17 protein-coding genes are annotated in these 24,002 nt (G+C 35.2%); 13 read left to right on the top strand and 4 right to left on the bottom strand.

Going from position 1 to position 24,002, the window contains the following annotated elements:
* Nucleotides 1-308: 308 nt before the first annotated feature.
* The 8 genes from GKZ88_RS08705 (at nucleotide 309) to GKZ88_RS08670 (ending at nucleotide 13,912) form a co-directional block, all read left to right on the top strand.
* Nucleotides 309-1,319, top strand: coding sequence for a GntR family transcriptional regulator (locus tag GKZ88_RS08705; protein ID WP_155101981.1), 1,011 nt, complete (start codon nucleotides 309-311; stop codon nucleotides 1,317-1,319).
* A gap of 2 nt (nucleotides 1,320-1,321) precedes the next feature.
* Nucleotides 1,322-2,803, top strand: a complete 1,482-nt coding sequence (locus GKZ88_RS08700) for an FGGY-family carbohydrate kinase (RefSeq protein ID WP_155101980.1) — start codon at nucleotides 1,322-1,324, stop codon at nucleotides 2,801-2,803.
* Nucleotides 2,804-2,811: 8 nt separating this feature from the next.
* A complete protein-coding gene (xylA, locus tag GKZ88_RS08695) occupies nucleotides 2,812-4,137 on the top strand; it encodes a xylose isomerase (RefSeq protein WP_155101979.1) in 1,326 nt (441 codons plus the stop codon).
* Nucleotides 4,138-4,500: 363 nt separating this feature from the next.
* The gene (gene fsa / locus GKZ88_RS08690; protein WP_155101978.1) at nucleotides 4,501-5,157 is read left to right on the top strand and encodes a fructose-6-phosphate aldolase; all 657 of its coding nucleotides are present in this window, start codon (nucleotides 4,501-4,503) and stop codon (nucleotides 5,155-5,157) included.
* A 37-nt stretch (nucleotides 5,158-5,194) separates the two neighbouring features.
* On the top strand, nucleotides 5,195-6,169 hold the full coding sequence (locus GKZ88_RS08685; RefSeq protein ID WP_155101977.1) for an aldose epimerase family protein: 975 nt from the start codon (nucleotides 5,195-5,197) through the stop codon (nucleotides 6,167-6,169).
* Nucleotides 6,170-6,724: 555 nt separating this feature from the next.
* A complete protein-coding gene (locus GKZ88_RS08680; RefSeq protein WP_155101976.1) occupies nucleotides 6,725-9,817 on the top strand; it encodes a TonB-dependent receptor in 3,093 nt (1,030 codons plus the stop codon).
* An 11-nt stretch (nucleotides 9,818-9,828) separates the two neighbouring features.
* Entirely contained in the window at nucleotides 9,829-11,760 is a 1,932-nt protein-coding gene (locus GKZ88_RS08675; protein ID WP_155101975.1) for a RagB/SusD family nutrient uptake outer membrane protein, read from the top strand.
* 232 nt (nucleotides 11,761-11,992) lie between these two features.
* Nucleotides 11,993-13,912 (top strand): sialate O-acetylesterase, encoded by a 1,920-nt coding sequence (locus GKZ88_RS08670; RefSeq protein WP_155101974.1) that lies wholly within the window; start codon nucleotides 11,993-11,995, stop codon nucleotides 13,910-13,912.
* 121 nt (nucleotides 13,913-14,033) lie between these two features.
* Here the strand turns inward: GKZ88_RS08670 and GKZ88_RS08665 are convergent, their stop codons facing one another.
* The 3 genes from GKZ88_RS08665 to GKZ88_RS08655 are packed head-to-tail and all read right to left on the bottom strand — an operon-like array spanning nucleotide 14,034 to nucleotide 18,163.
* Nucleotides 14,034-14,426, bottom strand: coding sequence for a hypothetical protein (locus GKZ88_RS08665; RefSeq protein ID WP_155101973.1), 393 nt, complete (start codon nucleotides 14,424-14,426; stop codon nucleotides 14,034-14,036).
* A gap of 37 nt (nucleotides 14,427-14,463) precedes the next feature.
* The gene (locus GKZ88_RS08660) at nucleotides 14,464-17,703 is read right to left on the bottom strand and encodes a PAS domain S-box protein (RefSeq protein WP_155101972.1); all 3,240 of its coding nucleotides are present in this window, start codon (nucleotides 17,701-17,703) and stop codon (nucleotides 14,464-14,466) included.
* A 10-nt stretch (nucleotides 17,704-17,713) separates the two neighbouring features.
* Nucleotides 17,714-18,163 carry a response regulator gene (locus tag GKZ88_RS08655; protein WP_155101971.1) on the bottom strand — a complete coding sequence of 150 codons (450 nt, stop codon included), beginning with the start codon at nucleotides 18,161-18,163 and terminating at the stop codon, nucleotides 17,714-17,716.
* A gap of 406 nt (nucleotides 18,164-18,569) precedes the next feature.
* Here GKZ88_RS08655 and GKZ88_RS08650 point away from each other — a divergent pair, with 406 nt between their 5' ends.
* Complete coding sequence (locus tag GKZ88_RS08650) at nucleotides 18,570-19,049, top strand: nuclear transport factor 2 family protein (RefSeq protein WP_155101970.1); 480 nt, start codon at nucleotides 18,570-18,572, stop codon at nucleotides 19,047-19,049.
* Nucleotides 19,050-19,125: 76 nt separating this feature from the next.
* Here GKZ88_RS08650 and GKZ88_RS08645 read toward each other — a convergent pair whose 3' ends face one another.
* Nucleotides 19,126-20,232, bottom strand: a complete 1,107-nt coding sequence (locus tag GKZ88_RS08645) for a hypothetical protein (RefSeq protein ID WP_155101969.1) — start codon at nucleotides 20,230-20,232, stop codon at nucleotides 19,126-19,128.
* Between the two features lie 356 nt (nucleotides 20,233-20,588).
* On the opposite strand from GKZ88_RS08645, the gene GKZ88_RS08640 reads away from it, so the two are divergent.
* The 4 genes from GKZ88_RS08640 to GKZ88_RS08625 all read left to right on the top strand — a co-directional run bounded on the left by GKZ88_RS08640 (nucleotide 20,589) and on the right by GKZ88_RS08625 (nucleotide 23,987).
* Entirely contained in the window at nucleotides 20,589-21,188 is a 600-nt protein-coding gene (locus GKZ88_RS08640; protein WP_155101968.1) for a murein L,D-transpeptidase catalytic domain-containing protein, read from the top strand.
* Between the two features lie 72 nt (nucleotides 21,189-21,260).
* On the top strand, nucleotides 21,261-22,859 hold the full coding sequence (locus GKZ88_RS08635) for a family 43 glycosylhydrolase (RefSeq protein ID WP_155101967.1): 1,599 nt from the start codon (nucleotides 21,261-21,263) through the stop codon (nucleotides 22,857-22,859).
* 297 nt (nucleotides 22,860-23,156) lie between these two features.
* Nucleotides 23,157-23,753, top strand: a complete 597-nt coding sequence (locus GKZ88_RS08630; RefSeq protein WP_155101966.1) for a TetR/AcrR family transcriptional regulator — start codon at nucleotides 23,157-23,159, stop codon at nucleotides 23,751-23,753.
* Between the two features lie 6 nt (nucleotides 23,754-23,759).
* Complete coding sequence (locus GKZ88_RS08625) at nucleotides 23,760-23,987, top strand: hypothetical protein (protein ID WP_155101965.1); 228 nt, start codon at nucleotides 23,760-23,762, stop codon at nucleotides 23,985-23,987.
* Nucleotides 23,988-24,002 lie beyond the last annotated feature (15 nt).

The following is a 24,002-nucleotide window of genomic DNA, read 5'->3' as shown; positions in this document are numbered from 1 at the left end:
CATTTGTAGAAAACTTTTCCCCGTTCAGTTTGTCATTTCGGTTCTTTCAGTCGAAATGACAAGTAATGCGGTGAATAATTCGGTAAATTTCTTTTGAAAACGTTTTGCGTGAGGGATAGCAGTGGAAAGCCCACAGCCTGACGAAGGAAGTGCGAGGACTTGAAACGGATAGTCCGACCCGCCTTTTTCGGCGGGGCACGCCCAAAAAGTCTAAATTGATTTGAAAAAGTTAACAATTTTAACGTTAAAAGTATTTTTTTATAAAATAGATTTACTTAATTTAGCATACCAGAACAGAACGTAACAGTATGCTAAACGAAGAACAGGAAACATTTGTATTTACAATAAACCATGATAGTGATATTCCGAAATACCAGCAGTTGGTAAACGGAATTAATAATGCGATTGCAGAGAATATTTTGCAGAAAGGCGATTTGCTGCCATCTGTAAATGCGATTTGTAAAAATAATCAGCTGTCGAGAGATACGGTTTTTAAGGCGTACAGTATTTTGAAGGATCAAAATGTGATCGATTCGGTGCCCAATAAAGGATATTATGTGGCAGGCGAAACGAGAAAAGTGCTTTTGGTTTTAGATACTTTCAAAGCGTATAAAGAGGTTTTGTATCACTCGGTTGTGAATAATTTGCCTGATAATGTGATTATTGATGTGCAGTTTCATCATTATAATATTGATGTTTTTAAAACTATCATTAATAACGGAATTGGGAAGTATTATAAGTATGTGGTGATGAATTTTGATCACGGCGATATTGCTTCGACTTTATCGTCAATTTCGAGTGATAAACTGCTTTTGATTGATTGGAATATTCAGGCTGATAAAACGAATAATCATGTTTTTCAGGATTTTGGAAAGGCGTTTTATGATGCTTTGACAGAAGCTGTTGATTTGTTTAGAAAGTATAAAAAAATAGAATTTGTTTATCCGGATTTTACGAATCATCCTTATGAAACGGTTGAGTTTTTTAAAAAATTCTGTGCTGATTTTAATTTTGAATATGGAATTATTACAGATCCTAAAAAGTTCAATATCGAAAAAGGAATTGCTTATATCAGTGTAAGCGACAGAATTTTGGGACACTTTTTAGAGCAGTGTAAAGAGAAAGATTTTGAACCTGGAAAAGACGTTGGATTTTTGTCGTATAACGAAACGCCAATGAAGAAATTTATATACAAAGGAATTTCGGTTGTATCAACTGATTTTAAAGAAATAGGAACCAAAGCAGCGGCATTTATTACGCACGACGAAGAAACGCAGTGTTATGTGCCGACAAAATTAATAATAAGAGAATCATTGTAAGTATGTATTATATTGGATATGATATTGGAAGTTCTTCTGTCAAGGCAGCCTTGGTAGAAGCAGAAACGGGCAAAAAAGTAATCGTTTTGAATGAACCGCAGAACGAAATGGAAATTCTTTCGCTTCATTCGGATTGGGCGGAGCAGGATCCTGAAATTTGGTGGCAGCACATTTGTACGGCAACCAAAAGAGCGATTCGTGAAGCTAATATCGATGCATCTAAAATTCAGGGAATTGGAATTTCGTACCAAATGCACGGATTGGTGATTGTAGATGCAGCTGGGAATTCACTTCGAAATTCGATTATTTGGTGTGACAGCCGTGCGGTTGAAATTGGAAACAAGGCTTTCGCCGAAATTGGAGAAGAGAAATGTATGGAGCATTTATTGAATTCGCCAGGAAATTTTACGGCTTCAAAACTGAAATGGGTAAAAGAAAATGAACCTGCAGTTTACAATAAAATTGCTAAATACATGCTTCCAGGAGATTACATCGCTTTGAAATTAACAGGCGAAGTAACGACAACTAAAAACGGTTTGTCTGAAGGAATGCTTTGGGATTATAAAGAAAATAAAGTGGCCGACTGGCTTTTGGATTACTACGGGATCGATCAGTCTTTGACGCCAAAAATTGTAGAGAATTTTACCAATCAAGGAATTGTTACTGAAAAAGCTTCGCTAGAATCTGGACTTCCTGCTGGAATTCCGATTGTTTACAGAGCGGGAGATCAGCCGAATAATGCGTTGTCATTAAATGTATTGAATCCGGGAGAAGTGGCAGCTACGGGCGGAACTTCTGGCGTTTTTTATGCGGTAAGCGAAATGTCTTCAGGAAAAAGCACGAGAGTAAACAATTTCGTTCACGTAAACTACGAACTGGAAACACCAAGAGTTGGCAAACTTTTAAATATTAACGGAGCTGGAATTCAGTACAGATGGCTTCGTAATAATATGGGCAACGAAAGTTATGAAGCAATGAATGAAAAAGCTTCAAATATTGAAGTGGGTTCAGAAGGCGTTGTGGTTATTCCGTTTGGAAATGGTGCAGAGCGTATGTTCAATAATAAAAACATCGGAACACATTTCTTAAATCTGAATTTAAACATTCATAACAGCGCGCATTTATTTAGAGCTTCTTTAGAAGGAATTGCTTTTTCATTTGTGTACGGAATGGAATGTTTAAAAGATGATAATGCGACGATTAATGTCATCAGAGCTGGAAATGATAATTTATTCCGATCAGAAATTTTCTCTAATACAGTGGCAACTTTAATTGGCCACGAAATCGAAATTTACAATACAACCGGAGCGGTAGGCGCAGCAAGAGCAGTGGGTTTAAAAGATGGCGATTACAGCAAATTTGGAACTAATGTAAGTGACAACGATCACGTAATGACGTTTTTACCATTGCACAACACAGCACCTTACGAAACGGCTTATAAAAAATGGAAACAAGAATTAGAATTAATATTAACAACTAAATAAAAGAACAAATGATAGTTTTAGGAGATAAAGAATACTACAAAGGTATTGGCCAAATTAAATTTGAAGGAAAAGAGTCTGACAATCCGTTGGCATTTAAATATTACAATCCAGACCAAGTTGTAGCTGGAAAAACAATGCGTGAGCACTTTAGATTTGCTATCGCTTACTGGCATACTTTCTGCGGACAGGGAAGTGATCCATTCGGACCAGGAACACAGCATTTTGCTTGGGACCAGTCTTCAGACCCTTATCAGGCTGCAAAAGATAAAGCAGATGCAGCTTTTGAGTTTATCAGCAAAATGGGATTTGATTATTTCTGTTTTCACGATTACGATTTGATTGCTGAAGGACCAACTTTCGCAGAATCAGAAAAACGTTTAGCATTCATTACAGAATACTTAAAAGAGAAAAAAGCAGCATCTGGAATTAAATTGCTTTGGGGAACTTCAAACTGTTTCTCAAACCCAAGATTCATGAACGGAGCAGCTACAAATCCTGACTTTAATGTAGTGGCAAGAGCTGGAGGACAAGTAAAATTAGCTTTGGATGCAACAATTGCTTTAGGCGGAGAAAACTACGTATTCTGGGGTGGTAGAGAAGGTTATATGTCTTTGCTGAACACCGATATGGGAAGAGAATTAGACCATATGGCGCAATTTTTAACAATGTCTAGAGATTATGCAAGAGCTCAAGGTTTCAAAGGAACTTTCTTTATCGAACCAAAACCAATGGAGCCATCAAAACACCAATACGATTTTGACTCGGCTACTGCGATTGGATTCTTGAAAGAATATGGTTTAGATAAAGATTTCAAAATCAATATTGAGGTGAACCACGCTACTTTGGCGCAGCACACTTTCCAACACGAATTAGAAGTTGCAGCAAAAGCTGGAATGTTAGGAAGTATTGATGCAAACAGAGGTGATTACCAAAATGGCTGGGATACAGACCAATTCCCAAATAACATTCAGGAAACTACTGAAGCAATGTTGGTTTTCTTAAAAGCTGGCGGATTGCAAGGCGGTGGAGTTAACTTTGATGCTAAAATCAGAAGAAATTCTACTGATTTAGAAGATGTTTTCTTAGCGCATATTGGAGGTGCTGATACGTTTGCAAGAGCTTTATTGACGGCTGATAAAATCATCACTTCTTCTCCTTACGAAAAATTAAGAAAAGAAAGATACAGCTCTTTTGACGCTGGAAAAGGTAAAGATTTTGCTGAAGGAAAATTAAACCTTAAAGATCTATACGATATTGCAAACCAAAATGGAGAGTTGACACTTCAAAGCGGTAAACAAGAATTGTTTGAAAATATTATCAATCAATATATTTAATTGATTAACAGCTGTCAATACAGCTTCGCATAAAATAATTTTCGATTTTTTGTGAGATTATAAAATCGAAATGAAGATTGTTTTTTGTAGTTTTTCTTCTCTGGTGCATATTGAAGGTTAGTTGATGCGCCAGAGAAAAATTTTGTAAATTAATTAGTAATTATGGCCGCTGGCTGATTGAAGCACCGGCGGTCATATCATTAATTTTGTATTCAGGCAGGATTTTTTCTGCTTTCTTCCAAGTAATTTCTTTTACTTTTTATATTTCAAATTAAACATAATGCATTTTAATCTATATCGAAAATTCAGCACTGTATGAATTGGCGATGTAACAATCACTATTAACTTAAATCAAAAAAAATAATGAAATTTTTTATAGACACAGCAAATTTAGAAGATATTAAAGAAGCACAAGCTTTAGGCGTTTTAGACGGTGTAACAACAAATCCATCGTTGATGGCAAAAGAAGGAATTACAGGAAAAGCGAATATATTAAAGCATTATCTGGATATCTGCAATATTGTAGATGGTGATGTTTCGGCAGAAGTAATTTCAACGGATTATGACGGAATGATCAGAGAAGGCGAGGAACTTGCGGCCTTGCATCCGCAGATTGTGGTAAAATTGCCTATGATTGCAGACGGAATTAAAGCCTGTAAATATTTTTCAGATAAAGAAATAAGAACAAATGTTACTTTAGTTTTTTCGGCTGGTCAGGCATTGCTTGCAGCAAAAGCTGGTGCGACGTATGTTTCTCCGTTTTTAGGAAGACTTGATGATGTGTCAACTGACGGAATGCATCTTATTGCTGAAATCAGAGAAATTTATGATAATTATGCTTTTAATACTCAGATTCTTTCAGCTTCGGTGCGACACACTATGCACGTAATCAATTGTGCGAAAATTGGTTCTGATGTTATGACTGGACCATTGTCTGCTATTAAAGGTTTGCTGAAACATCCTTTGACAGATATTGGTTTGAACCAATTTATAGAAGATGCTAAAAAAATGAATTTGTAATTTTCTCTGAAAAAAGAAGAGTTTTAACTGGATCAAGATGGAAAAATTAGAGGTAATTACGATTAAAAATAACGGTGCTCTGGAAATGACAATTTCCAATTTTGGTGCAACTGTAATTGGGCTGAAAGTTAAAAATTCAAAAGGTGAGATCTATAATGTTGCTGCGGGTTTGAAAGAAGCTTCGAATTATCTTGAAGAACCTTACTCCAATGTAAAACTCTTTTTAGGATCAAGTATTGGCAGATATGCCGGCAGAATTTCTGGAGGTGAATTTGAGATTGATAATGTTGTTTATAAAATCGAAAATGAAAACGGAGTTCATCTTCACGGAGGGGAAAATGGTTTTTTCAAAAAGTTTTGGTTTGTAAAAGAAGTGGCCGATGATTTTGTAATATTTTCTTATGAAAGCAAACATCTTGAAGAAGGTTATCCTGGAAATTTAAATGTTGAAGCACTGTTTCAGCTTACTCCAGAAAATGAAGTGAAAATAACTTATAAAGCAACGACTGATCTGGCAACTCCTGTAAATTTGACAAGTCATGTTTATTTTAATTTAAACGGAAAAGGTTCTGTTTTAGAGCATGAACTTCAAATCAGCAGCGATTTTTATTTAGATGTTGATTCGCAATTAATTCCGACAGGAAAACTGAACAAATCTCAAGGAACTGCTTTTGATCGAAATGAAAAAGGTAAAATCAAAAGAAACGATTTCAAAGGTTTTGACGATACTTTTGTATTTAATGAAAAACAGCTGAAAGCGTCTTTATCTTCTGAAGAAAGCGGCATCAATATGGATATTTTTTCGAACCAGCCTGCAATGGTTGTTTATACGCCTGAAGAATTTCCTGCTTTGCCCTTTTCAAATGAAAGTCAGTATAAAAAATTTCCAGCAATTTGTTTTGAACCACAAAATTTTCCTGATGCTCCTAATAATAAGCACTTTCCAAATTCGATTTTAAGAGCGAATGAAACCTATCTAAATGAAATGGTTTTTGCGTTCCATTTTAAATAAATATTTTCCATTTAAATTTTAAAGCTTCTTTTGAAAAAATGGAGCTTTTTTTGTTTTTTTATGCAAGCGATTGTGTGAAAATAAGTTCTTTTTTCGGGTAAAATAAAAACTCGGTTTTGAATCCTATTGTAATCATAAATAATTGTTTGAGAAGCTTTTTAATCACTATTTTTAATTGTTTAAAATACACTTATTTTTTAACTATTTTATTAGAGTTAAAACGCTGTGAATCTGTAATTTTATTGACTTTTGTGAAATTATTAATTATTGTTTAAAATCGATAAGCATAGCCGTAAATGTTTTGTTGAAATTGAAGTTTTATTGTTGATAGTCTAATTATTTGGGTTTAAAATTATTCAGTATTTAATTTAAGTGGTAATTTTTTTTGGTATAAGTAAAAAAAATACACACAACCGGTTGTGTGATTTAGTTTTTTAATTATATTTGTTAAAGAAATGCAAAATGATATGTTTTTCGGACTTATAAAAACACACGATTTTGCTCCTTAATTTGTAACTAACTCAAACTATATATTAACTATCTAACTCAATTTTTATGACTGACTTTTTTACAATGAAAAGCAAATTAAAGCTCCTAAAATGTCTGGGGTTTTTATCTCTCATGTTTCTGTTTTCTGTGAGTGCCACAGCTCAGACAACAATAACGGGAGTTGTATCTGATGCAAATGGACCAATTCCAGGAGCTAATGTGACTGTTAAAGGCACTAAAAACAGTGTTGCTACAGGTTTTGACGGAAATTATTCTATCGCTAATGTTCCATCAAATGGAGTTTTAGTGTTTAGTTTTTTAGGTTTAAAGGATAAAGAGATTTCGGTTGCAGGGAAAAATAAAATCAATGCAGTTTTAGAAGAAAGCCAGAATAATCTGCAGGAAGTTGTAGTTATTGGTTACGGTACACAGCGAAAAGAGGCTGTTACAGGATCCGTTTCTTCTATTAAAGGAGATGTAATTCGCGAAGTGCCATCGGCTAATATTACGCAGGCTTTACAAGGACGTTTAGCCGGAGTTCAAATGAATCAGACATCATCTAAACCGGGTGCCGAAATGCAGATTCGTATTAGAGGTACACGCTCTTTAACAGCAGACAATAACCCGCTTGTTGTATTAGATGGAGTTCCATTCGCAGGATCAATTGGTGATATCAGTCCAGACAATATTAAAAGTATTGATATCTTAAAAGATGCTTCGGCAACTGCTATTTATGGTTCGCGTGGTGCAAATGGTGTTATTTTAATTTCAACTAATAAAGGACAAAAAGGACAGAGAGCTAAGTTTTCATACAACACTTACAGTGGTTTGAAAACGATTTTTGCTAAATTCCCAATGATGGACGGACCTGAATTTGTTGCTTTGCGTAAAATAGCAACGCTTCCGGGATCAACTGCTCCACTTTATTCAAATGGTGCTGATGAAGCTGATAATATAAATACGGATTGGCAAGATTTAATGTATGGCGCAGGTCTAGTAACCAATCATGATGTAGGTGTTTCTGGCGGTACAGAAACAGCAAACTATAATTTTGGAACTAGTTATTATAAAGAAGAAGCAGTAGTGCCTGGGCAGGACTACAGCCGTATCTCATTGCGAGCAGCTGTAGATCAGGCAATAGGGCAGTATTTTAAAGTTGGTTTCACTACTAATAATAACTATTCGATTTCAAATGGAGCTAATTTAAGTCTTTATAATACTTTAAGTACGACTTCTATTTCTAATCCATATAATGCAGATGGTTCTTTAAAAAGAACTGTAAAAATGCCATTAGATGAAAACTGGGTTTATACAAGAGGAACGATAAATAATTTGGGAGACAAATGGATCGACCAGACAAAGGCATATAGTTCTTATAACACTTTATACGCTGAGTTAAAAATACCAGGTGTCGAGGGTTTAAAATTTCATGTAGATCTTGGAGGTAATTTCCGTACTACGAATGGAGGGCAATATACAGGAGAAGGGGTATTTAGTATTAATCCAACAACAGTTTCTACGGCTTCTGTTACGAATACGCTTAATACGAACTGGACCATTCAAAACTTGCTTACGTACGATCGTACTTTTGGAAAACATCAAGTGAATGCGGTAGCAATGTACTCATCAGAACAAACTACTTATAATAAATCGCAAATTACTGCAAAAGATATTCCTTCTGATGCTTTCCAATTTTATAATTTAGGAAGAGCAGCAGGCGAGATTGCAGTTAATCCAGACAACCAAGATTATCAGCAAAGCGGATTGGTTTCATACATGGCGCGTGCAATGTATTCTTATGACAATCGCTATATGTTGACAGCTACAGTGAGATCAGATGCTTCTTCAAGATTGGCTAAAGGACATCAATGGCATACTTACCCTGCAGTATCAGCTGGATGGAACGTGAAAAATGAATCATTCATGCAAGATGTGTCTTGGCTGGATCAATTAAAATTACGCGCAGGTTATGGAGAGACTTCTAATCAGGCAGTTGCTCCTTATTCTACTCTTGGAAGTTTAGCATCAAGACCGTATAATTTTGGTGAAACGAATACAACAGGATATTACGTATCGACACTTCCTAATCCTGATTTAGGCTGGGAATATTCGACTACAGTAAACTACGGTATCGATTTTGGCTTCTTTAAAAACAGATTAACAGGTACGGCTGAGTATTATGTTACAGATACAAAAGATATTCTTTTAAGCGTAGGTTTGCCTCCAACTGCGGGTGTGGGAAGTTACACAGCAAATATCGGACAAACTCAAAATAAAGGTTACGAATTTACACTTAACGGATCAATATTTGACAATGCAAATGGCTGGTCTTGGGATGTTGGGGTTAACTTTTATTCTAACAAAAACAAGCTGACAGCTTTATCTTCAGGACAAGACAGAGACGAAAACAACTGGTGGTTTGTTGGACATCCAATCGATGTAATCTTTGATTATGAGAAAATAGGACTTTGGCAGCAAGGAGATGCAAATCTTACTAAATATGAGCCAGGAGGAAATGTTGGTATGATTAAAGTAAAATATACGGGAGATTTTAATGCAGATGGTTCGCCAACAAGACAAATTGGACCAGCAGACAGACAAATCATAGATGTAAATCCTGATTTTCTTGGAGGTTTCAATTCTCGTGTAGCGTATAAAAACTTAGATCTTAGTGTGGTTGGTGCTTTTCAAAGTGGAGGAGTTCTTATCAGTACACTTTATTCTTCGACAGGTTATTTAAATATGTTGAGCGGACGTAGAGGAAACGTTGATGTAGATTATTGGACACCAGAAAACACAGATGCTAAATACCCTAGACCAGGCGGAATTTCAAGTAATGATAATCCAAAATATGGATCAACTTTAGGATACTTTGATGCATCTTACGTTAAAATTCGCACGATTACTCTTGGTTATAATATTACTGAAAAATTTATTAAGGATTTAGGAGTTGATAGATTTCGTCTTTACTGCACCGTGCAGAACCCATTCGTAATCTATTCACCTTACCACAAAGAAACTGGTATGGATCCAGAAACCAACTCGTATGGTAACGAAAATGCGGCAGTAACTGATTTCTACAAAAGACGTTTGCTGACATTAGGAACAAATACTCCTTCAACACGCACTTTCTTGCTTGGCCTTAATTTAACATTTTAAAAAAGATAACGATGAAACCTATACAAATAAAAACTTTTATGGCAACAGCACTGATAACGCTGTTCCTGGGAGCATGTTCTAATGTTTTAGAAGAAGAACCTCGCAGTATTTACACTCCTGAATATTTTAAGACTGAAAAAGGAGTTGTTGCAGGATTAACGTCAATGTATGCTCATTTACGTTATATCTACGGACAAGGTTATTACTACAATACAACCGAAACCGGAACCGATGAAGCGACTTATGCACAAAGTGCCGATGCCAACTTTAAGGATATGGATCTTTCGGGCGTGGGATCAATTACGCCTTCTTCAAGCCGTGCTGATGCTTTATGGCAACCGGCATTTATCAACATTAATACGGCCAGTGGCGTTATAGAAAATGCTACAGCAATTGGAACTGTTTCAAATGCAATGATTGCTGAAGCTAGATTCTTCCGTGCATTTGATTATTTCCTTTTGGTTCAAACTTTTGGAGGGGTTCCTTTAGATTTAGGAGCTGGAGAACTTAAATTCAATACAAGTCCATCAAGATTTTCTGTTAGAAATACAGTACCACAAGTTTATACTAAAGGTATTTTTCCAGATTTAGTAACAGCTGTAAATGATTTGCCAGATGTAGGAAGAGTAAAAGGAGGTTTGACTAAAACAGCTGCCAGACTTTATTTGGCTAAGGCATATTTGACTTATGCTTGGTGGTTAAAAAATCCAAATAATATCCCAACTTATCCAGAAACTACTCGCGTTGATCCAGATGGACACGATGCTGCATGGTATTTCCAGAAAGCTTATGATGTAGCAGCGACTGCTATTGACAGTCACGGTTCGTTTGCATTGCAGCCAACTTACTACGATGTAAACTTAGGCAGTAATGACCGTAACAGTGAAATTTTATTGTACGCTGACCACACTGAAAAAAGTGAATTTTTTAATGCCAGCAGTCTTACGTTTTCGAATGGTAACGCTCCAGAAAACTTTTCTATCTGGATGATGACTCCAAATTATACTGTTTTAAGAAGTTCAGGGGTAAGTTCAGTACAGCGTGAAGCAGAACAGCATTTAGGGCGTCCATTTATTCGTATGTGTCCTACTATTGGTGCAATTGCGAATACATTTGCCGACAAAACAAACGATTCTCGTTATGATGGAACATTTACAACGGTATACCGTGGAAACTGGAATAAAGCAGGAATCACAACTCCAACGTTAAATAACGCAAACGGATTGCCAGTTGCTCCAGGAGGTGCAATTCTTTCCTTCTTAAATGCTGAAAATCCAGCAATTGTTTATGCAGCAGGAAATGGCCCTGAAGGTGGAGCTGTTGGTGCAGGAGTATTGCCAGGAAGATCTGATTTTGTTATTGCGCCAAGCGGTATCAGCAGAATTATATATCCAGGTTTATGGAAATTAGGCACTTACCGTACAGATAACGGAACAGGGCTTGGTTCTCCAAACGGAGCGAGCACTCGTCCTTATAATATCGCAAAATTATCAGAACTTTATTTAATTGCTGCCGAAGCAAACGTTATGGGAGCAGCGCCTCAAGGCGGAAAAAGTGCTAGAGAACTAGTAAACGTTTTACGTGCTCGTGCCGGAAAATGGAGATTTGATAATAATGGAAATGTAGCAAAATCTGTTGATAACAGTGCCGCAATGACTGCTGCAACACCAGCAATTATTGATATTAATTATATTTTGGCAGAGCGTTCTCGTGAATATTTTGGTGAAGGATACCGCTGGTACGATTTGCTTCGTACTCAAAAATGGACAGAACTTTCTAGTTCGTACCAAATTTGCGGTGCCGCTTATGGAAACCATACACCAATTACTGTAGCTAGAGATATTAAGGCGTACCATTATTTACGTCCAATTCCTCAAGTTCAATTTGATGCAATGATTATGACAGCTTCTGAAAAAGCAGCATATCAAAATCCAGGCTACTAGGAAATGAAATCCTGATTTGCCAGAAATTAAATAGTAAAACAAACTAAAGCAGCAATTAAGTTAGATATAAGTAAGTGTTATTTTACGGAATTGGTTAGAACTGCAAATAGATTTGTTTTATAAAAAAAAAGCCGAGAGTTGAGCCCTCTCGGCTTTTTGCTGTCAAATGTTAGGCGAGAATAATTATATTTAAAAAAGATTTCAGAATTAAAGCAAAAAATAAATTGTAAAAATGAGAAAAGTATTAATTCTTATAAGCGTGCTTCTGTGCAGTACCATTTATTCTCAAATAAAACTTCCAAGGCTAATTAGCGACGGCATGATTTTGCAGCGCGATATTCCTGTGAAAATTTGGGGATGGGCAGCGCCAAATGAAAAAATCGAAATAACCTTCAATAAAAAAAAGTTTCAGACTACAACTTCTCAAGATGGAAATTGGGTTATTAGTTTGCCGTCTCAAAAGGCAGGCGGACCATATGAAATGACTTTAACAGCAAGCAATACAATTGTTTTGAAGAATATTTTATTCGGCGATGTTTGGCTTTGCTCGGGACAGTCAAACATGGAACTTCCTATGGAACGCGTGAAAGACAAATACAGGGATGTAATTGCAAAGGTAAATAATTCGGAAATCAGACAATTTTTAGTGCCGGATCAGTATGAATTTGCAAAAGAAAATAGTGATTTGTCAAGTGGAGAATGGAAAGAAGCTAATCCAGCAAATATTTTGAATTTTTCAGCGGTAGCTTATTTTTTTGCAAGCGAAATTTATGCAAAATATAAAATTCCGATTGGATTAATCAATAGTGCTTTAGGTGGTTCTCCGGCAGAATCATGGCTTAGTGCCGATGCAATTAAAAAATTCCCAGATTATGATGCCGAATATCAGAAATTCAAAGATGGAACTTTAGGTGCACAAATTGAAGCAAACGACAAAAAAATCAGCAGCGATTGGTATTCTGAAGTAAATCGTCAAGATGAAGGTTTGAAAAAACAATGGTCAAAAGCTGATGTAGATGATATTGACTGGCCGGTTATGAATATTCCGGGATATTGGACTGATTATACTTTGAAAAATACAAACGGTGCAGTCTGGTTTCGAAAAGAAGTTAATTTATCAAATCTAAAAGCTTCTTCTGCAAAATTGATTTTAGGAAGAATTGTTGATGCCGATTCGGTTTATGTGAATGGAAATTTCGTTGGAACAACTTCCTATTTATATCCGCCGAGAAAATATTCTTTTGATCCAAAGTTTTTAAAAGAAGGAAAAAATGAAATTGCTGTCAGGGTTATTAATAATTCTGGGAAAGGCGGTTTTGTTGAAGATAAACCCTATCAATTGATTTTAGATAAAGATTCAATTGATTTGAAAGGCGAATGGAAATACAAATTGGGAGTAAAAATGGCTCCTTTGCCGCCATCAACTTTCATTAGATGGAAACCTGTCGGACTTTATAATTCGATGATTGCACCTTTAAAAAATTACACAATAAAAGGCGTGCTTTGGTATCAGGGTGAATCAAGTACTAAAAAACCTCAGGAATATGCCGCACTTATGGAAACCTTAATCACAAGCTGGAGAACAGAGTGGAAGCAGGGCAATTTTCCGTTTTTATATGTGCAGCTGACTAATTTTATGGAACCAAAAACAGAGCCGGCAGAAAGCAACTGGGCGGCGCTGCGACAACAGCAAAAAAATACTTTAGCAGTTTCAAATACTGGAATGGCAGTAACCATTGATTTAGGCGAGTGGAATGATATTCATCCTTTAAATAAATACGATGTCGGAAAAAGATTGGCTTTGCAGGCTCGAAAATTGGCTTACGGAGAAAAAAACATAGTTTCTTCGGGACCGCTTTTCAAGTCAATGGAACAAAAAGGAAATCAGCTTTTGCTGTCTTTTACTGATACGGGAAGCGGATTGACAGCTAAAAATAATTCCAGTTTAAAAGGATTTGAAATAGCGGGCAGCGACGGTAAATTTGTTTGGGCAAATGCTGCGATCGAAGGAAACAAAGTTAAAATTTGGAATGAAACTATTTCAAAACCTACAAGAGTTCGATACGCATGGGCTGATAATCCAACAGGGGCTAATTTGTATAATAAAGAAGATTTACCAGCTTCACCTTTTGAGGGAAGTTTAGATAAATAAAGATTAAAAAGAAAGCAGGATTTCAAACAACGAAATCCTGCTTTTTCTTTTAAAATTAGAAATTAGAAAAGAAGAATTAGAGAAAACTCTTTCTTCTTTGTTCTTTGTTCTTTTCTCTATCCTATTGCGCAATCTTCAAATTAACATCATTTACAAAAACAAGTATCTGCATATTGCTCATATTGGTCAGCGATAAAACGCCATTTTTGTTTTCGTTTACTGCATTTATTTTGAAGCAATATTCATCGCCATCTTTATCTCTTAACGTTACAAATTCAGTAGTATCACTTGAATTATTCTGACAGCTGTTTGATATACTGTATTTATACATCACTTTCATGATGTCTTTGTCGTAATTGTAAACTTTTCCATCCTGAGTAAAGACCCATTTTGTAGTTCGGTTGGTGTTGGAAAACCAATTTCCTAAAATGCGCTTAGATGAAGGATCTTGACTTTGAGCAAAAATTGCTGATGCAAAAAACAGCAATGGCAGTATAAAAAATAGCTTTTTCATAGTTTTTAAATTATAAATAAGGTTTATTTCTTTTAAATTAGTTTGCCGGAATATAAATATCAAAAGTGGCTCCTTTGTTCAATTCGCCTTTCGCTGTGATAATTCCGTTATGATTATCGACAATTTTTTTCACAATAGCCAGTCCAATTCCGGTTCCGGTATATTCGAGTTTTCCATGCAGACGCTGAAAAACTTCAAATATTTTTGAACTGTACTGTTGTTCAAAACCAATTCCGTTGTCTTCAATTCTGATGTGGCAATATGTTTTTTCGGCATCTAATTTTTCATTTTCTAAAACAGCGCCTTTGGCAATTTCGCTTTTAATTTTGATGACAATAGGATTTTCTGGATATGAAAATTTAAGAGAATTGCTGACTAAATTGTATAAAAGCTGTCTGAATTGAAATGGAATTATGTTGGCTTCACAATTTTCTAGAACTTCAATTTTGGCATTTTTCTGTTCAATTTCTTCTTTTAAATCATCACGTACTTCGTTGACAATTTTACCAATATCTGTTTTTTCAAAAACTCTTTCCTGAATATTTGTTTTTGAATACGAAAGCAAGTCGTTAATAAGTGTCTGCATTCGCTGTGCTGCATTTTGCATTCTTTGAAATTTATCTTTTCCATAATCCGATAAATTTTCAGATTCTTTCTCCATAATCTGCGTTGCAAAAGTCTGAATTTTACGAAGCGGTTCCTGCAAATCGTGACTAGAAATATAAGCAAATGACTGAAGTTCCTGATTCATCTTTTCAAGTTCTTTGTTTTTTTGCTCTAATTCTAACGCATTTAGTTTCAGTTTGTCATCGGCTGTTTTTTTCTCTGTTAAGTCATGTGTTACTTTTGAAAAACCTATAACTTGATTTTTTTTGTTATGAACAGCGGTAATGGTAACGCTCGCCCAAAACAGTGTTTTGTCTTTTCGAATGCGCCAGCCTTCTTGTTTTGCTTTTCCTTTTTCAATAGCCAGATTCAGGAGAGTTTGCGGGAGATTGTTTTTGCGGTCAGACTCAGTATAAAATTCAGAGAAGCTTTTTCCAATAATTTCTTCGGCTTTGTATCCTTTTATTTTTTGGGCACCCAGATTCCAGTTTTCAACAATTCCTTCGTGATTAAGGTATAAAATGGCGTAATCTTGAACTTCTTCAACCATTAAATGATAACGTTCCTCGCTTTTTATGAGCGATTCATTCATAAGGCTTAATTCTTTGGTTCTTGCTGTTACTTGCTGTTCAAGTTCATGCGTAAATGCTTTTTCAGTATGAATATCAGTAAAAGCGCCTACCCATTTTATAATTTTATTTTCTTCGTTTAAAACCGGCTCTCCAATTACGGTATGCCATCTGTACACGCCATCATTTCTTCTGATGCGTACATCGCATCGATAAGTTTCTCCCGTTTTAAGACAATGACTCCAAATTCGGGCATTTTCTTCGTAATCATCAGGATGAATCATGCTTCTCCATTCTTTTTCTCCTTCTGGATAAATTCCGGTGTATTCAAACCATTTTCCAGAGGCAAATAAGGAATTTCCTTTTTCGTCTGTTTCCCAAATTAATTGTGGAATACTTTCTGCTAAAGATCGAAAACGTTTCTCGCTTTTTTCCAGTTCCTGCTGATGACTTTTTTCGTCTGTAGTATCTCTTACAGTACCCAGAAGTTTTTCTGGATTTTTATTGGCATCAAAAAAGACTTTTCCTTTGGCTTCAACCCAATGCACAGAATTATCCTTCCATATTACGCGTAGTTCATAGTTTATAATCCCAGTAATAAGCGCCTCATTGTACGCCAGATTTCGTATTTCTAAATCATCTGGATGAATGTAAGTTAAAATTTGTTCGTGTGTTAGGTTGATGTTTTCTTTATTTCCAGTTACAATTTCTAAGTAACGCTGTGAATAATGAACTTGTTTTTCTTTTACATTTAACTCCCAGGTACCAAGTTCGCTGGCTTCTACAATAATTTTAAGCCGCTCTTCATTAAGTTCGATTTTTTTTCTGGCCTCGACCTTTTCGCTTACTTCGGTCACAGTAACGATAATTCCTGAGATTTCTCCATTTTCCTCTTTAAGCGGATTATAAAGAAAGTCAAAATAAGAGACGTCTAGTTTTCCGTAGCGTTTTAAGGGAATCGCAACTTCGTTTCCATGAAATGGAACTCCTGTTGTCAATACATCGTTTAAAAGCTGGTTTACACTTTTCTTAACCTCTGGAAGCGAATCAAACAGCGGTTTGCCTACAAAATCATTTTCTGTTCTGTCAATAATTTTTAAATAAGCATCATTGGCCATTTCGACCATAAAATTAGTGCCACGTAAAATAGTTATTCCTACCGGAGCCTGTTTTACAGTATCGCGAAAACGCTTGTCTGCTTCTTCTATTTTTTTTGTGGCAAGGTGCAGATCGGTTATATCAGCGGCAGTATTCATTACGCCATAAATATTTCCATTTATGTCATAAAGCGGTGTAAAACTGTAATTAAAATAGAAGCTTTCCAATACACCTTTCATGTTAAGGTCTATTCGTGCATTTTTATTATGAAACGCTTGGCCTGTTTCAAAAACAGTATTGATCTGCTCAAAAACAGACTGATTATCAAGTTCGGGTAAAATTTCGGTATATAATTTTCCAACAACATCATTGCCTTTTCCCCAAACATCCATAATAGCTTGATTGGCAAGTTCAATTCGTTTTTCTTTACCTGTGTATACACCAATTGGGAATGGCGCATTTTCGACTAATTGTCTAATTTTTTGCTCACTTTCTTTAACTTTTGACTGTGCTAAAAGCTTTTCATTTTTTTCAGTCGTTTCAATTACCGTTACTAGAATACCTCCAACTTCACCATCTTCTTTTTTTATTGGGCTGTAGGAGAAATCAAAATAGCATTCTTCATCATAACCGTTTCGGTTTAAAACGACCATAAAATCTGGAGAACTGACTGCCTTTCCTTTCATAACATCTTGAAACATTGGGCCAATAGTAGTCCAAATTTCCGAAAATGTTTCTTTTGAACTGATTCCTAAAGCTTCGGGATGTTTTGTGGAGCCTAAAATTGGGCGAAATGCATCATTATAAAGCTGCGTAAAATCAGCTCCCCAAGCAATATACATTCCAAATGGATTACTGAGTATTACCGAAACCATTGTTCGGAGACTTTGAGGCCATAAATCTGGATCGCCTAATGCGGTTTTGCTCCAATCTTTGGATCGTATTAATTCGCCCATTTCACCGCCATCGGCTAGAAAATAATGTTCCTTATTTGTACGGCTCATTTTTTATGATTTACGGCTGAAGAACAAATTGCTCTCGCGCAGGCTGTTTTAGATTATTTTCGACAGTTGTGGTCAAAGCATTGCTGATCACAGTTTTTAGCTTAGAAAATTCGCCGGGTTTTCGTATATAATGTGTTGCTCCTTTTTGATACATCAAATCAACAATTTCAATATCTAAAGAAGTAGAAAAAATAATAACAGGAAGTGTATCGAATTCTCGGATTTCCTTAATTTCTTTCAGACATTCATGACCATTTTTGCGAGGCATATTAAGATCAAGAAAAAGTATGTCTGGCAAATTATCAGGAGAATTGGCTTTTAAATAATCCATTAATTGTACGCCGTCATGAACAGTTACAAGAGTTACAGGAAGATCTAATTCATCAAGTGCTTCTTTAAAAAAAGAGCAGTCATCATCATCATCATCTGCAAGTAAAATATTGTAGTGTTGTTTATTCATTTTATAAATAGGGTAAAATTAAATCTAAAGCGTATTTTCTCAAAAAAAAACTGATACCAATGATTAATTATAAGTTAATGTGATTCAGTTGTTTTGATAACGTATAACCAATATTTTGCCATATAACCAAAGTTTTGGTTAAATTATTATTGATAAAAAGCTTTTTTACTGCTAATATATGGCTATTTTTTTGACAAAGAATACATATTATGCTATTAACTTGTTCGCGCGATATGCAAAATACAGCTGTGACGTTATGGTTTATGATAAGTTGCTGTAATTCATTTAAATATAATAAATTGTTTTTAAAATTTCAGATTCTATGTTATAATATTTTTATGCGAAAAAACTTGATATTTTAATTTTTATAAGTACTTTTAATGTATAGTTTTAAATCCTTAAATATATGAAAAACAATCTCTTAAAAGGAATTTTATTGTTAGGTGTTTTAACTTCTGTATTTGCCTGCAATACAAAAAAAGATGAACCTGTCGTGGTTGATAAAGAAGCGATAAAAAAGGAAATTCAGGCTAAAGAAAATGAATTTGCTTCCGTTTATAATTCAGGTGAAATAAAAAGCATCGGTTATTATGATGACAATGCGATCACTTTTTTTCAGAATCGTGCGCCATTAGTAGGGAAAGCAGCGATTGTAGACTTTTTGAAAGCCGACGCAGTAGCAAATTCGAACAAAATTTCATTTAAAACCACTGAAGTTTTTGTCTCAAACGACGGAAATCAAGTTGTCGAAACAGGTGCCTATACCGTAGTAGATTCAGCAAATACGACACTTTCTACTGGAAATTACATGAGTTTGTTTGAAAAGAAAGATGGAAAATATGTTTGTGTTAGGGATATGAGTGCTTCAGACATGCCAGCGAATTAAGACAAGATGCCATATAAATAAAAAGTGATTGAATAAAACTTATTCAATCACTTTTTTATTTTAGAGTGTTTTCTTTTTAACGTCTGCGTCCGCCGCCACCTCCGCCAAAGCCACCGCCTCCGCCATGAAAGCCTCCGCCTCCGCCTCCACTAAAACCGCTTCCGCTAGATCGTGTGCGTCCACCAGAATTAAAGTTAGAAGAACTGCGATTTGATGTTGATGGACGATCAAATGATGAACCTCTATCTGAAGTTCCCGCAGAAGGCCGGTTTACAGAAGATCTGTCTGATACTCCAGATCCGCGATTTCCCGCTCCATTTGAAGCTCTGTCCGATACTCCGGCTCTATTTCCAGAACCATTTGACATTCGGTTTGATACGCCTGTATTGCCTGCGCGATTACCATAGCTTCCATTTCTATTATTGTTAGCTACTGTATTGGATCTGTTCCTGCTGTTGTTGTAATGATTTATACTGTTTCTGTTGTTAATAACTACCGTATTACGACTGTAATGCCCTCCATAATAACCTCCGTGATACCAATTATTATGGCGATAAATACCTACTGCAAGAACTGTAAATGCAGCAAAATAAGGAGGATAATAGCCGTAATAATAGGGAGGATAATAAGGTACATAAGCTGGTGAATAAACATATTGAACTATTGGCGCCGACTCGACTACTACAGTGGTAGCTGGAGCACTTACTGTAACCGGGTTAGAACCCTGATAGCCTGGATTTGCAGTAACTGCCGGAGTGCTTTTAGGCTCAATAACATAATCTTTACCATAAAGATCTTCATCTCCAACACATTGAATGGAAACTTTTCCATTTTTATCTTTATCTACTAAAATGACAGCGACATCCTGAGTTTCACTTTTGCTGATTGCATCCTGAAGCACAAACGTGAATGAATTGTCTTTTTTCTTTGTAGTAACTTTTATAAAATCTACTTTTTTATCCAGGTTTAAATCCAGATTATTAATTCCTGTTTCTTTTTTATTTAAAGCTGTTTCAAATTCTTCAATAGTTTTTGACTTTTGAAAAAGTGTCAATACGGCATATAAATCGAGATTATCTCCAGGAAGATTCAAAGCCGGTGCATCGTCACCAGATTGAGAAAAAATAGATTGGCTTGATAAACTAATCACAACTGCTAAAAAAAAGAATAGAAATTTTTTCATAATGTGTTGATTTTTAATTTGCTACATGCAAGTTAGATAATATTATGCACATAAAAAAGTATTAGTCTTAAAATTCTTATTGTAATTCGCTTTAAATCAGTATTTTATTTTTTTACTATCGAAGAGGAAGGTAGGTCTCGGTAAAAATGAAACGATATTAAAAAGGAGTACTTAATCTCTTATTTTAAAGGGTTTTTGCGTTTTTAAATCAAAAGTATGAATTGATTTAAAGTCTTAATATGTTGTTTTTTAGTCTTTTGTGGTGGTGTTTGTTTTGTCGAACGCCGATAAATTTGCACCAAAATAAAAACAGTTTTCTAAAAAGCTGTTTGGTGTAAATTTTAAATACCACTTTTATGAAAATTTTCAATTTAATCGTATTCCTTTCGATATCATTTTTTGGAACTCCGAAAACAATAATCGGCACAGAAAATTGGACTGCATCAGATATTGAACGCTTTAATAATCAGCTTACAGAAGTAAAAGAAAAAATAAAAACCAGTCATTCTTATAATGCTAAAATCGCCTTTTTTATAGACATGAAAATCAAATCAGGTAAAAACCGATTCTTTGTTTATGATTTGGAAAACGATAAAATTTTAGATGAAGGACTTGTTGCCCACGGCTGTGGATCAGAAACTGGAATTGCAGGAAATTTGAAATTCAGCAACGAGCCCAATTCTAATGCGACATCTTTAGGTCTTTGCGCAATTGGAAAATCTTATAACGGAACATTCGGAAAATCGTACAGATTATCAGGCTTGGATGAAACAAACAGCAATATTTTAAAAAGAGCTGTTGTTTTGCATTCTTATTCTGCAGTTCCTGAACAGGAGCAGGATTATTATATTTCCAGAAGCCACGGCTGTCCCATGGTAAATGAAGCTTTCTTTAAAAGACTTGAAAAAATAATTGACGGTTCAAAATCCAGTATTATCTTAAATATCTATTATTAAGCAGGATAGTGCATGACGCGAAGTTTTTTGTTATTAGATAATTTTATTACCAACTAACTAACCGTAATAAATATGAAAATTCAAAAATGGTATTCTTTGAGCGTTATTCTTCTAATGCTTTGTTTGGGAATATCAAATAAAACTATCGCACAAAATAAAACGATTAAAAATGATATTTTTTGGAATACCCAAGACGGAAAACCGTTAAACAGCCAAGGCGGAGGTATTTTTAAATTTCCTGATCCTAAAACGGGTAAAACGAAATATTATTGGTACGGTGTACATTATGCTGAAGCCGATCAATATCGTGCCGATCCTTCTAAAACATTGCCAAATGCAACTTTTGAAGCCGTAACCTGCTACAGTTCAACTGATTTTGTGAACTGGACTTTTGAAGGAAATGTTTTAACCAAAGATAAAGTCAATCAAAATGGAAAAACTTGGGTGGGTCGTTTGGGTGTCGCTTTTATAAAAGAAATTAATAAATATGCCATGTTTGTACAGCATGGAAGCGAAGTATTAATTACACTTTCAGATTCGCCAACAGGTGAATTTATCTGGCATCAGAAAATCAATATGGAAAAAATGATTGGAACCAGTAATACCGGTGACCAGACCGTTTTTACTGATGAAGATACCGGAAAATCGTATTTGATTTATTCCTATGGAAGAGGGCGAAACAAAATTTACGTTTCTGAAATTGGAATGAAAGATGAAAAAGTGAATCTGTTAGATTGTAAAGAAATTTTTAAAGGTGAAAGCAGGGAAGGAAATTGTATGTTCAAATACAAAAATCGCTACTACATGTACGCTTCAAATATATACGGCTGGGATGGTTCGTTTGCCTATTATTTAGTGGCCGATGATATTCGCGGTCCGTATCTTCCAACGAATGAAATGTTGGTAACGAAGGGTGCCGAAGAAGATTTTGCACATGTTTCGCAGACCGGTTTTTTCTTTTCTGTAAAAGGAAGCAAACAGGAAACTATTGTGTTTTGTGGTGATCGCTGGTCTGATTTTGCAGGAAACGGTTTAGGATATAATCAATGGTGTCCGCTTTCTTTTGATGGAAAAACACCTTATTTCAATTCGCTGAGCGCTTGGGATTTGGATTCAAAAACAGGAAACTGGAAAGTAAATAAAGAAAATAATTACGTAAAAAATGGCAGTTTTGAAGCCGACCGCCGACATATTCCGAGTCCTGTTAAGCCGGTGCAAATTCAGCTGACGGGCTGGGCAAGCGAGGTTATTGAAGGAAATACAATTGGATTAGACACGCTTACTTCACCTGTTTTAAATCATTTTAATACACAAGCCGAAAGGAAGATTGTAATTGGCGAAAAGAGTCTTAATATCAGTGATAAAATTAATTTCAAACGAAAAGTATTTCAAACCATAACCTCATCACCATATGTAAAACTGGAAGACGGATCATACACGCTAACCGCTAAAATTAAAAACAGCACCGGATTTGATAATCTTGAAGTGTATGTTTTAAGCAATGAAAAGAAATTTCAGTTTACAATAAAAGAGGAAAACACCGAATGGAAAACAATTGTAATAAATAATATAATAATAAAAGGAGGAAAAGCGGAGGTTGGTTTCTTAGCCAGCGGAAAAGCAAATTCTTTTTGCCTCGCCGATGATGTTTCGCTGGTGAGAAGTAAGTAGTTATGAATTAGAAGAAAGAGGCAAGAAGCAAGATATTTGAAGAAAGAAGTGAGCTGAAAATTTTAGAAGAAAGTAATTTTATTTATTTGTTTAGTGTTTTTTAAAGTCTGTAAGCGTTTGTTTACAGACTTTTTTTATTGGTTTTATTTCGAAGAAATCAATTTTCCAATTTCCAAGATTCAAGATTTTTTTTTCAAAATCTTGCTTCTTGCCTCTTTTTTCTAAAAGCATCAAAAAAATAAATAAATAAAAAAGCGTTCATTCATTTATTATTTTATCTTTGCAAAAAAAAAAGCTATGAGAGTTAGAGATATTGACAAAGAAAAACTGGTTATAAAGACGGCGATTGACCAGATTGTGCAGGAAGGATTTCAAGGTTTCAGTATGAATAAATTGGCGAAAGCCTGTTCGATTTCTGTTGGTACGCTCTATATTTATTATGCTGACAAAGATGATTTAATTCAAAAAATAGGGAGCAAAATAGCATTGAAGTTTTTTAACAGCACTGTAAATGACTTTTCGCCCGAAATGTCATTTGAAGAAGGTTTGTGGAAACAATGGGAAAACCGCGCCAGCTTTACAATGAAGTACCCTAAGGAAGTTGCATTTTTTGAGATCATCAAACATTCCCCACACGGAGAAATCATATTGGATTCGATTGCAGAGTTTGCCGATTTCAGAACCATTATGAAAAATTTTATAGACAATGCTCTTCAAAACAAAGAACTTCTCCCAATGAGTTTTGAGGCATTTTGGTGTGTGGCTTACGGACCTCTTTATACGTTGCTGAACATGCACACTGAAGGCAAAAGTATGGGAGGAAAACCATTTGTTCTTACAAAAGAAATTATGAAAGAAGCTTTTCAATCAACGGTTAAAGGCTTAAAACCATGAAAAACTATGGAAACAGATTTAAACACAATACATATTTTTAAAACAAACATCAGTGCAATTGATTCAAATTGCGCGGCGCATAATGCACTCAACAATCATCAAAATATTGAGCAGTGGAGTGTTGATTGCGAAGATGTTGACTGCGTTCTTCGCGTGGTTTCAGAAACATTGAAACCGGAAGAAATTATTAAAATAATCAGCGATTTAGGCTTTGAATGCCAAGAATTATCGTAAAAAACATATTTATAA

It is taken from the genome of Flavobacterium sp. LC2016-01 (genome assembly GCF_009711135.1).
In the GTDB taxonomy this organism is placed as follows: domain Bacteria; phylum Bacteroidota; class Bacteroidia; order Flavobacteriales; family Flavobacteriaceae; genus Flavobacterium.
The sequence above is the reverse complement of the archived record's forward strand: the minus strand, read 5'-3'. Positions and strand labels throughout refer to the sequence as shown.

Excerpts from the sequence above, each read along its gene's own strand:
- GKZ88_RS08705 (WP_155101981.1), top strand. The coding sequence starts at position 309 with ATGCTAAACGAAGAACAGGAAACATTTGTATTTACAATAAACCATGAT.
- GKZ88_RS08700 (WP_155101980.1), top strand. The coding sequence starts at position 1,322 with ATGTATTATATTGGATATGATATTGGAAGTTCTTCTGTCAAGGCAGCC.
- xylA (WP_155101979.1), top strand. The coding sequence starts at position 2,812 with ATGATAGTTTTAGGAGATAAAGAATACTACAAAGGTATTGGCCAAATT.
- fsa (WP_155101978.1), top strand. The coding sequence starts at position 4,501 with ATGAAATTTTTTATAGACACAGCAAATTTAGAAGATATTAAAGAAGCA.
- GKZ88_RS08685 (WP_155101977.1), top strand. The coding sequence starts at position 5,195 with ATGGAAAAATTAGAGGTAATTACGATTAAAAATAACGGTGCTCTGGAA.
- GKZ88_RS08680 (WP_155101976.1), top strand. The coding sequence starts at position 6,725 with ATGACTGACTTTTTTACAATGAAAAGCAAATTAAAGCTCCTAAAATGT.
- GKZ88_RS08675 (WP_155101975.1), top strand. The coding sequence starts at position 9,829 with ATGAAACCTATACAAATAAAAACTTTTATGGCAACAGCACTGATAACG.
- GKZ88_RS08670 (WP_155101974.1), top strand. The coding sequence starts at position 11,993 with ATGAGAAAAGTATTAATTCTTATAAGCGTGCTTCTGTGCAGTACCATT.
- GKZ88_RS08665 (WP_155101973.1), bottom strand. The coding sequence starts at position 14,426 with ATGAAAAAGCTATTTTTTATACTGCCATTGCTGTTTTTTGCATCAGCA.
- GKZ88_RS08660 (WP_155101972.1), bottom strand. The coding sequence starts at position 17,703 with ATGAGCCGTACAAATAAGGAACATTATTTTCTAGCCGATGGCGGTGAA.
- GKZ88_RS08655 (WP_155101971.1), bottom strand. The coding sequence starts at position 18,163 with ATGAATAAACAACACTACAATATTTTACTTGCAGATGATGATGATGAT.
- GKZ88_RS08650 (WP_155101970.1), top strand. The coding sequence starts at position 18,570 with ATGAAAAACAATCTCTTAAAAGGAATTTTATTGTTAGGTGTTTTAACT.
- GKZ88_RS08645 (WP_155101969.1), bottom strand. The coding sequence starts at position 20,232 with ATGAAAAAATTTCTATTCTTTTTTTTAGCAGTTGTGATTAGTTTATCA.
- GKZ88_RS08640 (WP_155101968.1), top strand. The coding sequence starts at position 20,589 with ATGAAAATTTTCAATTTAATCGTATTCCTTTCGATATCATTTTTTGGA.
- GKZ88_RS08635 (WP_155101967.1), top strand. The coding sequence starts at position 21,261 with ATGAAAATTCAAAAATGGTATTCTTTGAGCGTTATTCTTCTAATGCTT.
- GKZ88_RS08630 (WP_155101966.1), top strand. The coding sequence starts at position 23,157 with ATGAGAGTTAGAGATATTGACAAAGAAAAACTGGTTATAAAGACGGCG.
- GKZ88_RS08625 (WP_155101965.1), top strand. The coding sequence starts at position 23,760 with ATGGAAACAGATTTAAACACAATACATATTTTTAAAACAAACATCAGT.